13 protein-coding genes are annotated in these 14,166 nt (G+C 49.9%); 7 read left to right on the top strand and 6 right to left on the bottom strand.

Annotation, left to right across the window (positions count from 1 at the left end; all coding sequences use genetic code 11):
* The first annotated feature begins 167 nt into the window (after positions 1–167).
* The 5 genes from QU597_RS15150 (at position 168) to QU597_RS15130 (ending at position 6,436) form a co-directional block, all read left to right on the top strand.
* A complete protein-coding gene (locus QU597_RS15150; RefSeq protein ID WP_310828792.1) occupies positions 168–1,541 on the top strand; it encodes an extracellular solute-binding protein in 1,374 nt (457 codons plus the stop codon).
* 112 nt (positions 1,542–1,653) lie between these two features.
* The gene (locus tag QU597_RS15145) at positions 1,654–2,544 is read left to right on the top strand and encodes a carbohydrate ABC transporter permease (RefSeq protein ID WP_310828791.1); all 891 of its coding nucleotides are present in this window, start codon (positions 1,654–1,656) and stop codon (positions 2,542–2,544) included.
* Between the two features lie 17 nt (positions 2,545–2,561).
* A complete protein-coding gene (locus QU597_RS15140) occupies positions 2,562–3,386 on the top strand; it encodes a carbohydrate ABC transporter permease (protein WP_310828790.1) in 825 nt (274 codons plus the stop codon).
* 78 nt (positions 3,387–3,464) lie between these two features.
* Positions 3,465–5,231, top strand: a complete 1,767-nt coding sequence (locus QU597_RS15135; RefSeq protein ID WP_310828789.1) for a cache domain-containing sensor histidine kinase — start codon at positions 3,465–3,467, stop codon at positions 5,229–5,231.
* Positions 5,228–6,436 carry a response regulator gene (locus QU597_RS15130; RefSeq protein ID WP_310828788.1) on the top strand — a complete coding sequence of 403 codons (1,209 nt, stop codon included), beginning with the start codon at positions 5,228–5,230 and terminating at the stop codon, positions 6,434–6,436. The genes QU597_RS15135 and QU597_RS15130 overlap by 4 nt, the downstream gene beginning before the upstream one ends.
* Before the next feature lie 90 nt (positions 6,437–6,526).
* Here the strand turns inward: QU597_RS15130 and QU597_RS15125 are convergent, their stop codons facing one another.
* The 5 genes from QU597_RS15125 to QU597_RS15105 form a co-directional block, all read right to left on the bottom strand.
* Positions 6,527–6,883 (bottom strand): DUF4190 domain-containing protein, encoded by a 357-nt coding sequence (locus tag QU597_RS15125; protein ID WP_310828787.1) that lies wholly within the window; start codon positions 6,881–6,883, stop codon positions 6,527–6,529.
* 99 nt (positions 6,884–6,982) lie between these two features.
* On the bottom strand, positions 6,983–7,768 hold the full coding sequence (locus QU597_RS15120; protein WP_310828786.1) for a GNAT family N-acetyltransferase: 786 nt from the start codon (positions 7,766–7,768) through the stop codon (positions 6,983–6,985).
* A gap of 80 nt (positions 7,769–7,848) precedes the next feature.
* Positions 7,849–9,111 carry an MFS transporter gene (locus QU597_RS15115; RefSeq protein ID WP_310828785.1) on the bottom strand — a complete coding sequence of 421 codons (1,263 nt, stop codon included), beginning with the start codon at positions 9,109–9,111 and terminating at the stop codon, positions 7,849–7,851.
* 55 nt (positions 9,112–9,166) lie between these two features.
* Positions 9,167–10,102: a LacI family DNA-binding transcriptional regulator gene (locus QU597_RS15110; RefSeq protein WP_310828784.1), complete on the bottom strand. Its 936-nt coding sequence runs from the start codon at positions 10,100–10,102 to the stop codon at positions 9,167–9,169.
* Positions 10,103–10,238: 136 nt separating this feature from the next.
* Positions 10,239–10,409, bottom strand: coding sequence for a hypothetical protein (locus QU597_RS15105; RefSeq protein ID WP_310828783.1), 171 nt, complete (start codon positions 10,407–10,409; stop codon positions 10,239–10,241).
* A 108-nt stretch (positions 10,410–10,517) separates the two neighbouring features.
* Between QU597_RS15105 and QU597_RS15100 the strand changes: the two genes are divergently transcribed.
* The gene (locus tag QU597_RS15100) at positions 10,518–11,054 is read left to right on the top strand and encodes a GrpB family protein (protein WP_310828782.1); all 537 of its coding nucleotides are present in this window, start codon (positions 10,518–10,520) and stop codon (positions 11,052–11,054) included.
* 102 nt (positions 11,055–11,156) lie between these two features.
* Here the strand turns inward: QU597_RS15100 and QU597_RS15095 are convergent, their stop codons facing one another.
* A complete protein-coding gene (locus QU597_RS15095) occupies positions 11,157–12,020 on the bottom strand; it encodes an AraC family transcriptional regulator (protein WP_310828781.1) in 864 nt (287 codons plus the stop codon).
* 164 nt (positions 12,021–12,184) lie between these two features.
* Here QU597_RS15095 and QU597_RS15090 point away from each other — a divergent pair, with 164 nt between their 5' ends.
* Positions 12,185–14,137 carry a heavy metal translocating P-type ATPase gene (locus tag QU597_RS15090; protein ID WP_310828780.1) on the top strand — a complete coding sequence of 651 codons (1,953 nt, stop codon included), beginning with the start codon at positions 12,185–12,187 and terminating at the stop codon, positions 14,135–14,137.
* Positions 14,138–14,166: the final 29 nt, after the last annotated feature.

Raw genomic sequence — 14,166 nt, 5'->3', positions numbered from 1 at the left:
ATAATCCCTTTAGCTGCCGCTTTTTGCTCGTCTCGGCTGCCGAACAGGCCCCTAAGGATAAAACGGATATATAGAAAAAACAAACCTTTATTCTGTAGTTCACACCTTGTTGGAAGCGCTTAATCAGATGATAATAAGCCTATCACGAGTTAGGGGGCATTAAACAAATGGTCAAAACAAAAATGCAAAAGTCATTTGCAATCGGATTAACCGCAGTAATGGCACTCAGCCTGGCAGCTTGCGGCAACTCGAACAACAACACCAATGAAGGCGCAGCCACTAACGCACCGAAGAGCACTGACAGCGGCAACGCAGCTACTGCAACTACTGACAGCGGCAAAAAGGTAACGCTCACCTTCCAGAACATCTATCCCGACCCGGCTACACCAGCTTACAAAATGATTCATGAGCTGACTGACCAGTACATGAAGGAACATCCAAATGTCAAAATCGAGCTGGATACCCTGAACACAGACCAGCAAAAAGTGAAACTGAAAACACAGGCAGCCTCTAAAGAAGTACCTGATATTACGATTGTTAACCCGGCCGCACAAATGAAGCCTTTTGTAGACGCCGGATTGTTTGCACCGTTGAACGATATGCTGGACCAGAACGGCCTGAAGGATACCTACCAGGAAGGTCTGCTGGATTACTACAGCTTCGACAACAATGTATATGCGCTCCCTGACGGCAACAATATCGAAGTGGTCTACTACAACAAGGAACTCTTCGACCAAGCCGGAATCAAGAATACACCAACCACCTTCGAAGAACTGCTGCAGGATGTCAAAATCCTGAAAGATAAAGGCATTACCCCAATGGCCATCGGTGAAAAGGACTCCTGGACAGGTTCGTTCCTCTTCATGAACATCCTGCTGCGCACCAATGGCGGTCCCGGATTCCTCCAGGATGTGCTTGACGGCAAGAAAACCTTTGAAGATCCGGCCTTCATTGAAGCTGTAGACGCGTTCCAGCAGCTGGTTCAGGCAGGAGCATTCCCTGACGGTGCAACTTCAATTGATGCCAATGCCGGCGGTAACATTTTCAAAACCGGTAAAGCCGCAATGTGGTCCATCGGATCCTGGGAAACAGGCGCCATTGACGCTTCTTCTGTAGCCGGTAAAGTTGGAGCCTTCCAATTCCCTACTGTTAACGGCAAGGGTGACCCTAACGAATTCATGCTGGCACCAGGCAGCGCATTTGCCGTATCGGCTAATAGTGAGCACCTGCAGGAAACCAAAGATTTCCTCAACTTCTTCGCTTCCGAATATCCTAAGAAACAATTTGAATTGAAAAATGCTGTAGGTATCGGTCAAAAGGTAGACGGCGACTTGAAAGCTGCCGGTTACTCTGATCTGGCTGTTAACATTGCCGGCCTGTTCAACCAAGTTAAGGGCGGCGACCTGGCATTTGATAACACCATGAACCCGGCCACAGCCCAAGTGCACCTTAGCAGCATCCAGAACCTGTTCGTCCAAAAAGTAGATTCCGCGGCTGTGGCCAAAGAACATCAAACCGCTTATGAAGCAAATAAAGAATAAGAAGTAACAAATACAGCTACCATTACCGGTGCGGAGCGGACTTAAGAAGCTGCTTCGCACCGGGTTCTAATGGATATAGACAAAGAATCTGCTTGTTTAGGAGGCGGGAAAGATGAAAGTACTTAAGGTGCCAGCGCGTACAATAGCCGTCTTCGTATTGCCATGTCTGCTCTTGTATGTGTGCCTTGTGTTTGTTCCCATCGTGGTATCCGTATACACAGGACTGCTCAAATGGGATGGCTTAACGGCTTCAACGTTTATTGGCCTCGGCAATTTCAAGGATATGTTCTTTAATGATCCGGTGTTCTGGCCGTCCGTAAGAAGAACCCTGCTATATGCTGTTGCTTCCATGATAGAAATTCCGCTGTGCCTGTTCATGGCGATATTGCTAAACCGTTATTTGAAAAAAGGCAACACACTGGTGTCCATTTACTTTACACCGGTCATTCTGTCCGTCGTTATCATTGGACAATTGTGGAAAACCGTGTACAACCCTACATCCATGGGCGGTATGCTTAACGGCGTACTGGTCTCCCTGGGACTGGACAGCTGGACACATAACTGGCTGACGGAGCCCAAAATTGCGATGTTCGCGCTTTATTTTGTATCCCTATGGCAGTACTTCGGTTATCATTTGCTGATTCAATATACCGGGGTGCAGAATATTCCGGATGAGCTTTATGAGGCGGCAAAAATAGACGGGGCAGACGGCTTCAAAGCGGACCGTTACATTACCCTTCCGCTGATTGTCCCGATCTTTAAAATATCTATTGTACTGGCATTTATCGGTTCCCTGCAGGCATTTGATCTGGTTATGGTTATGACCGGCGGCGGTCCGGCACATGCTACGGATGTTATCTCCACGCATATGTATACCAGTTCATTCGGTTCCTTCAAGTATGGCTACGGTAGTGCGATAGCGACCTTCCTGGTTGTGGTCTGCCTGGTCTTTACCGGATTCATCAATACGATCTTTAACCGGATTGAACGAAAGTTTAATTAGAAAAGGAGTGCGCGGTCATGCGAAAATTTAAAAAAGGAATCGTGTATCTTCTTTTCGCCATTCCTGTAGTCACACAGTTATATCCGCTCTTATGGTTAGTTCTCTACTCACTGAAGACCAACGAAGAAATTATGGACGGCAGCTTCTTTTCCTTCCCGAAATCGTTCCAATGGCATAACTACAGTGAGGCTTACACGTCCGGCAGTTATCTGAAATACTTGAGTAACAGCGTATTTGTTACCGCAACAACGATGGTTTGCGTCATTGTGCTGGCCTCGATGGTGGCATATGCGATTTCTCGGTTCCGCTGGAAGTACGGCAATATCGTGATGACGATTTTCCTGATGGGGATGATGATCCCGATGCAGGCCACTCTGCTGCCGCTGATGATCATATTCAAACATATTCATGTGCTGAATACGCATTGGTCGCTGATTCTGCCGTACATTGCATTCTCCACGCCGATCGCCGTCTTTATTCTCTCAGGCTTCATGCGGGACATTCCACACGAGATTGAAGAATCTGCCTTCATCGACGGGGCCAGTGTCTACCGGATTTTCCGCAGCATCATTCTTCCGGTATCGATACCGCCGGTAATGACCGTGTGCATCCTGACTTTCATCAATATCTGGAATGAATATATTCTCGCAGCCACCTTTATCTCTTCCGAGAAGCTGAAAACATTGCCGTTCGGGGTGTACACCTTCGTTAGCCAGTATTCGGTCAACTACGGCGATATCGGCGCATTTCTCGTCATGGGCGCATTGCCGGTTATCCTGATCTACTTCTTCCTGTCGAACCGGATTACGAAGGGCATGGTAGCAGGGGCGGTTAAGGGTTAGATAAGCGTTGCTTTACAAAAAGCATTGGATTTATAATAGGGAACGGCAGGACAGGGTGCTAAGAAGGAGGAGAGTCCTATGCGAAACGGCTTTCATTCCATCCATCACCGGTTGTTTCTGCTGTTTCTTTTTTGCATGTCCAGTATTCTGCTTATTGTCAGCCTGCTGTACTATAACCGGACTACGGTTCAATTGCATGAAAAGATCAGCGATTTGTCGCAGAAGAATGTGGCTCAAACGGCGGGGCTGTTCACCTTGCTCTATAAAGGGTATGACGCCTTATCGAAATCACTAAGCAATAACTTTGAGATGATTCGCCTGCTCAATGAAACAACGGATGAACCGGCAGTGGCATTTATCAATGAACAGACTATCACCAATATCATCGGCTCTATCTTTTATTCACGCGATGATCTGGTCGGGATTCATGTCATTACCGATAAGGGGAAAATCTATAATTACGGCAACTATATGAATGTGGTTGATCCGGATTACAAGACTGAGGACTGGTATAAACAGCTGCGCGCTTCTTCAGGGAAAATGGTCTGGCTGGGGGTCTACGAGCATTCGTTGATCGACCAGGTCGAGGACAGTCCTGTATTCGCTTTCGGGCGGCAAATCTTTGACCTCAATGAGCATAAACCGATTGGTATTGTCCTCTATGAGACGAATCCCCAGCCTGTTCTGGACGCTTTAGACAACCTGAAGCTCGGTGCACACAGCCAGGTCTATCTGATGTCACAGGATGGACGTTTTGTCTCATCCGCTACAGATCCGTCTCCGGTGGTAGAGAATCTGCCCTCCTTGCAGACCGCAGAGGACGTAATGGTCCAACAGGAACCGGATCGTCTGATTGTCGCCTCCAAGCTATCATTCTCGGGCTGGTGGGTTATGAGCATTACACCGGATAAAGATTTGAATGTGGAACTGATTGAGATGAAGCGTTATCTGCTGATCGTCATTTCGATTCTGATTATTGTTTCCACGCTGATCGCTTTCATTGTATCGCGGAGTATATCCTCCCCTCTGAAGAAGATGATCCGCGAGATGCGGCAGGTGGAGGTCGGCAACTTCCGGGGCATGGTGAATGTTTCCTCATACCAGGAGATCAACATCCTTGTCGCTTCCTTCAACCGGATGGTGCGGCGGATTGAAGAGCTGATCGAACGGGTGAAGCTGTCGTCGGTCAGCGAGAAGAACGCGGAGCTGCATGCGCTCCAGTCTCAGGTGAATCCGCATTTCCTGTACAATACCTTAGACATGATCTACTGGATGCTCGATGAGGAAGGGAATGAGCAGCTTGGTGAGCTGGTGTTGTCACTGTCATCCATGTTCCGTTACAGCAGTCAATGGGAGGACGGGGCGGAGGTCACGCTAGAGGAAGAACTGGAACAGATCGGCCACTACCTGAAGATTATTTCAATCCGGCTGGAAGGCAGGCTGGTGATTGTTACAGACATCGATGAACAGTGGCTCCCTATCCGGGTTCCTAAGATGACGGTGCAGCCGGTCATAGAAAATGCGGTCAAACATGGTTTGGAATCCCTTGGCCGCCAGGGGATCCTTAAGGTGTATACCCGCGAGGAAGGGAATATTCTGAAATTAATCGTGGAAGACAACGGGAACGGGATGGATGAAGGACAGCTTCAGCGGCTGCACGATTCTCTCGAGGGCGGCAGTCCGAAGGAAGCCGGTAAAAGCGGCATCGGACTTCAGAATCTGCACCGCCGCCTGCAGCATATGTTCGGTGAGACGTATGGTCTGCAGATCCAGAGCTTTCCCGGAGTAGGAACCCAGGTTGCGATCCTGCTGCCGATTAATGTGGAAGGAGACACGCTTACGTGAACATTCTCATCGCCGATGATGAGCGGGTAATCCGTGAAGGCATCAAGCGCACAATCGAGAATATGTACCCTGAATATCAGGTTTATGTTGCAGCCAGAGCCGAGGATGCGGTTAAGGTGATGGAAGAGCAGCATATCCACATTGTCCTGACCGATATCCTGATGCCGGGAATGAACGGACTGGAATTTATGAAGATTTCAAAGCGCAGATATCCCTATGTGAAATGGGTTGTGATCTCGGCACACAGCGAGTTTTCTTATGCGCAGGAGGCGGTTCGCCTCGGGGCGAAGGATTATCTGCTAAAGCCTATCGGCAAGAACAAGCTGCAGGAGATTATCAACAATCTCACTGAGGAGATCCAGAAGGACAGTGACATTTCCAGGCAGGGCGAACGGCTGAGGGCGAGCCTGCGGTTTTTGCGTGAAGGGGTGTTCCAGCGGCTTGCATCGGGGCTAGATATCGGCAACCTTGACATTGGCCCTTTTATCGAAGACTTCAGTAATTACTATCTGGTGATGGTGCAGATGGATCCCGGGGACAGAAGCGTCAGGCTGGAGCACTTTATCGTGGAAAATGTGCTGTCTGAGCTGGTCGAGCGGCATGGACGGGGATTTGTGGTTAGCTATGACCGCCAGAGTCTGCTGGGTCTGGTTACTTTACGGGAGAACTCGGTGATCGAGGAGTTTCAGCAGGAGGTCCGTGAGCATCTCACCCATTATTTGAAAGTCCCTTTTCAGATCCTGCATTCCGGCTTAAGCTACGATTTCAGCACGGTTCCTCAGGTAGTTAAACGGATGAGGGAGGCTTCGGCCTCACAGGCTTTTGAGCTGGAGCCGCTCAAGGGCAGCGGGGAGAAGGCAATCGATGTCGCCCTCCATTATATCAAGGAGCACTACGCCGAGGATCTGTCGCTCGAGAAAATGGCCTCGGTGGTATTCCTCAATCCGGCGTATTTCAGTCAGCTGTTCAAACACAAGACCGGACAGGGGTATAAGGAGTACGTCACCTCCCTGCGGCTGGAGCAGGCGAAGCTGCTACTGCTTAATCCTAAGCTGAAGCTGGCCGAGATTGCGGAGCGTGTGGGCTATCAGGACATGCGGCATTTCACGCAAATGTTCCGTAAGAAGTTCCAGCTCACACCGACCGAATACCGCCAGCAGGAGAACATCAACATTCTATTGTCCAAGGGGACTCCGCCGCAGTAAACCAAAAGAAGCTGATACCGGTTATCGAAACCGGTGTCAGCTTCCTTTGGTTAAGAGAAGATGTCTGTCTTATCCTTATCAGCCGGACGCTTAGATGTTGTTCGTGCTGAAGTTGAAGGTGTTGATTGCATCGTTGCCCGCTCCGGCAGCAAATAAAATAATAATAATAAACAGCAAGATCAGCAGCGCGTAGATAATCGTCCCGATAATGCCGCAGACCAGCCCGGCGATGGCCAGCCCTCTGCCTCCTTCATAACGGTTGCGGATCTCCTTCAGGGAGATGGCTGACATTATAATGGCAATGATACCGAATAACAGGCCAATATAAGGGGTTATGATTGATAGTATCCCCAGTACCAGTGCAGCAATGGATTTACCATTGGTGTGAGCCGGCGGGGAAGGAGGAGGCGGGTAATAATCTTGTTGTCCAAAGGGTTGATAGCTCATGAGTAAACTCCTTTAAGTGAATTGTAGTCGCTGAACATCTTACAAGCTCATACGAACATTATATTATAGAAGTTCCACATATAGGAGAAGCGCTTTAACTTATTTCGGCTGATCTATGTAATTCATCCAGTGCTCAAGCTTCACAGCAAGAGTTAGACCAACTGCTTCAGCCAGCCGGATGGAAGCTGTATTGGTATCCTGTACCTGATATCTTGGTGTGTAACCTCTTTGCAGAGTGTGATGTAAGGCTGTGCGGACTATACGTGCTGCCAGCCCCTTTCTCCGGCCTGCTTCGGCTGTATGCACAGCGCCGATCTCCCAGATCTGTTCCTCGTTACGGAACACGATACAGGTACTGAGCGGAGTAAGTCCATCATACAGGGCCACTGAAAAAGCCCCATCTTGAAAATAATGCCTGATTTCTTCCAAAGTATAACCGTTACTGTACCATAACGGAAGCAGCCGCTCATCAATCTGTTCACTTACTATGGCGGCTTCATCCGGACTGAAGCTTTGATCCGGTTCTGTAGAGTACGAATAGAAGCTGCGGACCGGATGCAGCGGGAAATTTTCCTGAATAGCTATCCGCGCTGCCTGCTGCAGCTTGAACACCAGCTTAGCGTCTCTTGGAATATGTTCAACGATTGCCGGAACCAATTCCGGACTGCTGTAATCCATCAGTACTATGGAATCCGCACCAGGATACATCTTCTTGTCGAAAGAATAGCAGCTTGCCGGCAGCAGCAGCAGAATTCCCCAGTGCTCCCCTTGTTCGATCAGGTAACTGTCAATAAATCCCCGATAGGCGGTCATCATTTTTAAGGGCGTTACATTTTTCAGCGGATTACTGCGCAAGTAGCGCATAATAACATCATATTGGTTCAATGCTTGCTCACTCCTATTTGCTCGTTATCCATCTGCATCCCTAATTCAAATCAGTTTACTACAAAAGCTGCGGCCTGACTTTATTTATATTTGCGGATTTGTTCAAGCTTGAGCACAGAAACGAATCCGAATAGACAGAGCAGCAGCCCCGCAGCGAACATGACCGAAGCCACCCCGAACTCATCCGCACCGGCCGAAAATAGCGCCAGCCCCATAGGCGGGGCTACACTCATCAGTGAACCGAGCACACCGAACATCCGGCCCTGCAGCTCCTCCGGCACCTCCAGCCTTAGGATAATGTTAATCAGAAGCGTACTGAAAGAGAAGGTGAACCCGATCAGTAGGATGATTGGGAGTGCAGCATTCATTGATTCGGTAATGGAGAGGAGCATGTATAGCGGCCCTAACAGCAGCAAGCTTGCGGAGACCACGCGGCCGCGGTGCTTGATCCGGCTTCCGGCGAGGATGATCATCCCTGAACCCAGCATGTACCCCAGCGGAATACTGCCTTCGAGCAGTCCAAACTGAAAGGGTGCCGCCTTCCATACTTGTACAGCCATCACTTGGGTAAGCATCAGGCAGGAGAGGAAAAATAGGGCAAGCACGGGAAGGAGGATCGTAATCGCTTTGGCAAAAGAGTGGCCCCAGATGTAGCGGAAGCCGCCGGCAACGTCCTGTTTGAATGATTTGGCCGGTTTCTCGGCCGCGGATTTGCTTGACCAGGAACCGGCGGCCAGAATCAGCAGAAACGCCATTAGAAAGGTCATTCCGTCCACAAATACCGCCCAGGCTCCGCCTACAGCAGCGACAAATATGCCGCCGAGGGCATAACCCAGCGTACGTGAGATATTCTCGGACAATGTCATCCAGCCCGCAGCCTGCTGAATATGCTCTTTGCCAACAATCGTGAGCAGCGAAGCCTGAAATGCCGGAGCCTGAAATTGACCGGCAGCAGTAACCATTCCGGTAAGGCAAACGATAAGGAGAAAAGAGGGAGAGGGCTGTGTCAGCGTGAAGGCAATACCCAGCACCGTTAGACTCTGAACGAAATAGGAGCACAGGACCAGCGTTCTGCGGTCAACACGGTCGGCAAGGGTACCGGTAACGCTGCCCAGCAAGGAACACAGGATCAGGTTACTAATCGTCATGATACTCATCATTTTTGCGCTGCCGGTGGACTGCAGCACCCAGAGGCTTAGCGCCAGACTGTGAAAAGCATTTCCCAGAATGGACAAGGTGCTTGCTGAGAACAGCAGCAGGAATATCCGGTTCTTGTGCAGACTTGGATACTTCATAGGAGCCGCAGACAACGGCTTATCAGCACCGGCAGCAGAAGGGATCATAGTAACAGCCTCCTAATTCTAATTTAACTTAAACGTTTAAGTTATTATAGAAAATTTAGGGGAGAACTTCAACCAAAAATTGATTGCCGGCCAAAATTCTTGGATCCTCCTGAATATGCTTCAGCGACATCATCAGCTCAAAGGCTGTCTCCGCCCGGTTGTTCTGAAATCGGATGACCCGGGTGCCGGCATCGACAATCTCCGGTATGCCGCAGGTACATAGTGCTGTCATGGAGGAGGCGAGTCCGGTATGCTCAACGGCTTTTGCCAGAAATTCATTCATCACAATGACATGCTTTCCGCGGTTCTGCTGCAAGAAGTCCTCCAGCGTGCCCGATGCTCCTGCGGGATCAGCAGCAATGTAGATATCCTCTTTACTTAATCCGGAGCTGTCCGTAATCCAGGTTGTAAGCGCCTGGTTGTGAAAGCTCTCCATAACCAGACAGGAAGGTGCGGCAGCGGCGGATACAGCAGATTTTAGGGCAAGCGGATAATTATAGTTCACCTGATTAAACATCCGGTCATCGATCAGGCTGTCGATCAGAATCAGCGGCACGCCATCTACGAAATTAGCAGAAATCCGGTAAAACATCTTTTCCATGACATCCACAACGAAGACGGCATCCAGCTTCCGTTCACGGATCACATCCATTGCCGGATTGTGGGGATCCAGACTGATCAGCAGCGTATGGTACCCGGACTCCGTAAGCTTTGATTCAAGACTGTCCACCAGCGTCATATAGCTCTGGCGCTTCCAGAATGGAAGCTGGGGAGATTTGTTGATTAATATGCCGACCATTCCTGTCCGCTGAACAACGAGGGAACGCGCAGCGAGATTCGGGACATAGTTCAGCTCCTTGGCAATCTGCAGAATACTCTGGCGCGTGGGATCGGGAATCGTCTGGTTTTTGACATTATTCAGTACATAGCTGACCGTAGCTACAGATACATTCGCCAGGCGGGCGATATCCTTCATCGTTGCTTTTTTCATCCTGAATTCTCCTTTAATTGACCCTAGAAGAAAAGACTATCACCCGCAGCCCGGACAAGTCAATCCGCTGAAGATTCAATATTAAAAGGCTGCTCCTGTCATATAGTGACAAAGAGCAGCCCCACGGCAATGACGGTTATGTTTCGTTTTTGGTAACCCCGTTCAGACTCGGGACATAATCGGCAGCTTTATCATTGGTCAGCATTTGAGGTTCTTCAGTAATAGAAGCGTGATTCTGCTGATTGTCCTTCTTATCGGCACGATTGTTGTCACGGTCGTACTTGGGATCGGCACTGTTTTTAGGCATTGATTTCACCTCCATTTGCTTAGGGATAGTATGAGACGGCCGGTAGCATTTTATCCCAGTTGACGGGTGCTGCTATAATATAGTTGACAATCGGCGGAAAACTTTTCAGTGAAGAAGGTGGATGTCATCGCAAATTCTGTTATCCCTGTTGAGGTGGTTCCTTATAACCCCGGATGGAAAAAAGAGTTCGACAAGATTAAGGATCGGATGCTGGAGATGGTCGGCGACCTGATCCTCTCCGTGGAACATGTTGGAAGTACTTCTGTTGTAGGCTTGTCCGCCAAACCGATCATCGATCTGGATTTGGTAATGGATAGCTATACCGTATTGCCGGAGATTATCGAACGGTTTCAGCAATTTGGTTATGTGCATCACGGAAATCAGGGGATTGAAGGCAGGGAGGTTTTTGAGCGCACGGCGGATGACGGATTCATGAACTACCATCTCTATGTATGCCCGCAGGACGGCAAAGGCTATCTGGAGCATATCGCCTTTCGTGACTATCTTCGGACCCATCCTTCTGCTGTGGAAGAATACGAACAGGTAAAGCTCTCCCTGGCACGGCAATACCGCTATGACAGAGAGGCCTACACAGAAGGGAAAACGGAGTTTGTCCGTTCAATTCTAAACAAAGTTATGCATTAAATAGCTTCGGATTTTATTCCCGGATAGCCCGCTTTTTGCCTCATAATCCAAAACCCCTGCGAAGTGCTGCAGGGGTTTTGCTGTGTTCAGGGAAGCCGCTGTTTAATTGTTGCTGCGCAGGGCGGCCCGGTATTCACTCGGCGGTATACCGAAGGTTTTACGGAACTGCTTGGAGAAATAAAGCGCGTCGTTAAAGCCGACAGAGGAAGCGACCTGATCTATGCTCAGCGTTCCTTCCAGCAGCCCTTTTGCTTTGTCCATCCGCATTTTGAGCAAATACTGCTTAGGAGACAGGCCAGTCCTTTGCTTGAAAGCCTTGGACAGATGCGCCCGGTGGTAGCCGAGTGTTGCGGCGATCTGGTCGATGCTGATCTGCTGGTGAAATTGCAGCGAGATCCAGCGGATGGCCTGGTCAATCTGCCGGTCAATCATCTCCGGCATCTCTTGAGGGCGGGCTGGCAGCACATCCAGATTGCTAAGCCCGAATTTATGGAGCAGCAGGCGTGCCCAGCCCGAAGCCTCCAGACTCTCCAGACGCGGATAGGGGGATTGCTGGAAGGACTGCCGGGTCCGTTCATATAAACTGGTCAGCTCATCTACATTCTCAGCATGCAGCAGCGGCCGTTCCTTGGTAATACCGGCATCGGAGAGCAGAGCGGCTACGGAATTGCCTTGGAGGGCTATCCAGACATAGTGCCAGGGTAAAGTGTCATCCGCCTGGTAGCTGAAGAGTGCACCTGGGAAAATGACAAAGGTGTCGCCGCTGCGGCATTTTTGCGAAATATTGCCGCACTGAAAGAAGCCCTCACCTGCCAATACGGTATGGATCAGATAGTAATCATGCACCGCCGGTCCCATTTTATGCCCCGGGTAAGGTTTACCTTCCCCGCTGAACAGTACTGCCAGATCAAGTTCATCCGGTACCGAATTGAACCCGGCGGTGAAATAATAATGCTCAAAATTCATGAGCGCCTCCTGTGAAAACATGCTTTGCCCAAAAATAACTACTATCAAGCTACAATAGTCCGCATAGAAAAGCAAGAAACGGATGAGATAAACCGCCTTCCATGTATCGTGATAGGCGTGGGACAAAAATCACATACAATAAGCCCCCGGGGGGGATATATTCAATGAGAATAGTTCTCACTAATTTGAACGGGACAGGAGCGGATACAATGGGAGAAGTGACGTTTGCCAGTGAACCAGGGAAATCTGGGATAAGAGCAATTTGGGAGAAGAATGGCGGGATTTTGATAGCCGCAGCTTGTCTGGTCTTGATTGTTTTGGCCTGGCTGCTGGAGAAGCAGGAGATGCAAGCCGGAGCGGTTATTTTGTTCGTACTGGCCTATGTTGTCGGCGGATACCGCAAGGCCTGGGAAGGACTGGAAACCTTAATTAAGGAGAAGGACCTTGATGTTGACCTCTTAATGGTTGTAGCGGCGGTCGGTGCAGCAAGTATCGGTTACTGGCTGGACGGGGCGGTGCTGATCTTTATTTTTTGCTTAAGCGGAGCGCTGGAAGAATACTCGATGGAGAAGACCAACCAGGATATCGCGGCTATTCTGAAGTACCGTCCGGAAGAAGCCGTGCTGTTAAAGGGGGAGTCTGAAGAGAAGATCAAAGCCTCTCAGCTTCAGAAGGATGACGTCGTACTGGTCCGGCCGGGTGAACGTATTCCTTGCGACGGTACCATCCTCGAAGGAAGCTCAGCAGTGGATCAGTCGACGATAACCGGCGAATCCATTCCTGTAGACAAAGCTCTGAATGATGCTGTCTTTGCAGGAACTATCAACGGACAAGGTGCACTAAGAATTCTGGTTACGAAGGCGGCGGAAGACACTTTGCTCTCAAGGATTATACATATGGTGCAGGAGGCTAAAAACGAGCTTCCGCCAAGCCAGCTTTTTGTGGAGCGGTTTGAAGGCATTTACGCAAAATGTGTTGTCCTGCTGGCTCTGCTGCTGATGATTCTGCCGCCGTATTTATTCGGCTGGACCTGGGAGGAAACAATCTACCGGGCGATGATTTTCCTTGTTGTCGCTTCACCTTGTGCGCTCGTCTCATCGATTATGCCCGCGATCCTCTCCGGAATCTCCAATGCGGCCCGTAAGGGAGTTCTGTTCAAAGGCGGAATTCATCTGGAGGGAATCGGCAATATACAGACGGTTGTGTTCGACAAAACCGGAACCCTTACTGAAGGGAAACCGAAGGTTACCGATGTATACCCGGCGCAAGGATTGACGGAAACAGAACTGCTCTGCCTCGCCGCTTCTCTGGAGAAGCTGTCCCAGCACCCGATTGCCAAGGCCATTGTAGATCACGCGGAAGCCAGGCAGATCATGCTTGAACCGGCTGCTGCGATGCAGGCTGTGACCGGACTTGGGGTTAGCGGCATCGTAAATAATACAACTTGTCTCATCGGTAAAAGAAGTCTGCTGCGTAATCTTACTCTCGATGAAGAGCAGCAGGCGGTGGCAGAAAGACTTGAAGCGGACGGGAAAACCGTTGTGTACGTGGAAGCAGATGGACGTTTTGCCGGATTGCTGGCGGTTCAGGATATCGTTCGTATCCAATCGGCAGAAGCTGTTGCACAGCTCCGGGCCATGAACAAGCACGTGGTTATGCTTACCGGAGATGCACGGCATACTGCGGAAGCCATTGCCCGCCAGGTGGGGATTGAAGAGATCCATGCTGAAATGCTGCCTGACGGCAAATTGAACATCATTAAGGAATTGTCCCGGAAATATGGCAAAGTGGCGATGGTCGGTGACGGTGTGAATGATGCTCCTGCGCTGGCTGTAGCCTCCATCGGCATTGCCATGGGAGCGGCCGGAAGCGATGTAGTCCTGGAGACGGCAAATGTGGTACTGATGAACGATGATATCACAAGAATCCCTTATGCTATAACCCTTGGCAGCCGCACCAGCCGGGTGATCAAGCAAAATATTACATTCGCGCTTGTAGTGATTCTGATCCTTGTTGCATCAAACTTCTGGGGGGGACTGAATCTGCCCTCCGGTGTGGTCAGCCATGAGGGAAGTACGCTGGCGGTAATTCTGAGCGGGCTGCGCTTGCTGAGATGATATAACAACCCATAACCCCCGTCAGGTAT

Source organism: Paenibacillus pedocola, assembly GCF_031599675.1.
Taxonomy (GTDB): domain Bacteria; phylum Bacillota; class Bacilli; order Paenibacillales; family Paenibacillaceae; genus Paenibacillus_AQ; species Paenibacillus_AQ pedocola.
The sequence above is the reverse complement of the archived record's forward strand: the minus strand, read 5'-3'. Positions and strand labels throughout refer to the sequence as shown.

What these genes read in the sequence shown, in the direction of transcription:
- QU597_RS15150 (WP_310828792.1), top strand. Translation starts at nt 168, where the DNA reads ATGGTCAAAACAAAAATGCAAAAGTCATTTGCAATCGGATTAACCGCA.
- QU597_RS15145 (WP_310828791.1), top strand. Translation starts at nt 1,654, where the DNA reads ATGAAAGTACTTAAGGTGCCAGCGCGTACAATAGCCGTCTTCGTATTG.
- QU597_RS15140 (WP_310828790.1), top strand. Translation starts at nt 2,562, where the DNA reads ATGCGAAAATTTAAAAAAGGAATCGTGTATCTTCTTTTCGCCATTCCT.
- QU597_RS15135 (WP_310828789.1), top strand. Translation starts at nt 3,465, where the DNA reads ATGCGAAACGGCTTTCATTCCATCCATCACCGGTTGTTTCTGCTGTTT.
- QU597_RS15125 (WP_310828787.1), bottom strand. Translation starts at nt 6,883, where the DNA reads ATGAGCTATCAACCCTTTGGACAACAAGATTATTACCCGCCTCCTCCT.
- QU597_RS15115 (WP_310828785.1), bottom strand. Translation starts at nt 9,111, where the DNA reads ATGATCCCTTCTGCTGCCGGTGCTGATAAGCCGTTGTCTGCGGCTCCT.
- QU597_RS15110 (WP_310828784.1), bottom strand. Translation starts at nt 10,102, where the DNA reads ATGAAAAAAGCAACGATGAAGGATATCGCCCGCCTGGCGAATGTATCT.
- QU597_RS15105 (WP_310828783.1), bottom strand. Translation starts at nt 10,409, where the DNA reads ATGCCTAAAAACAGTGCCGATCCCAAGTACGACCGTGACAACAATCGT.
- QU597_RS15095 (WP_310828781.1), bottom strand. Translation starts at nt 12,020, where the DNA reads ATGAATTTTGAGCATTATTATTTCACCGCCGGGTTCAATTCGGTACCG.
- QU597_RS15090 (WP_310828780.1), top strand. Translation starts at nt 12,185, where the DNA reads ATGAGAATAGTTCTCACTAATTTGAACGGGACAGGAGCGGATACAATG.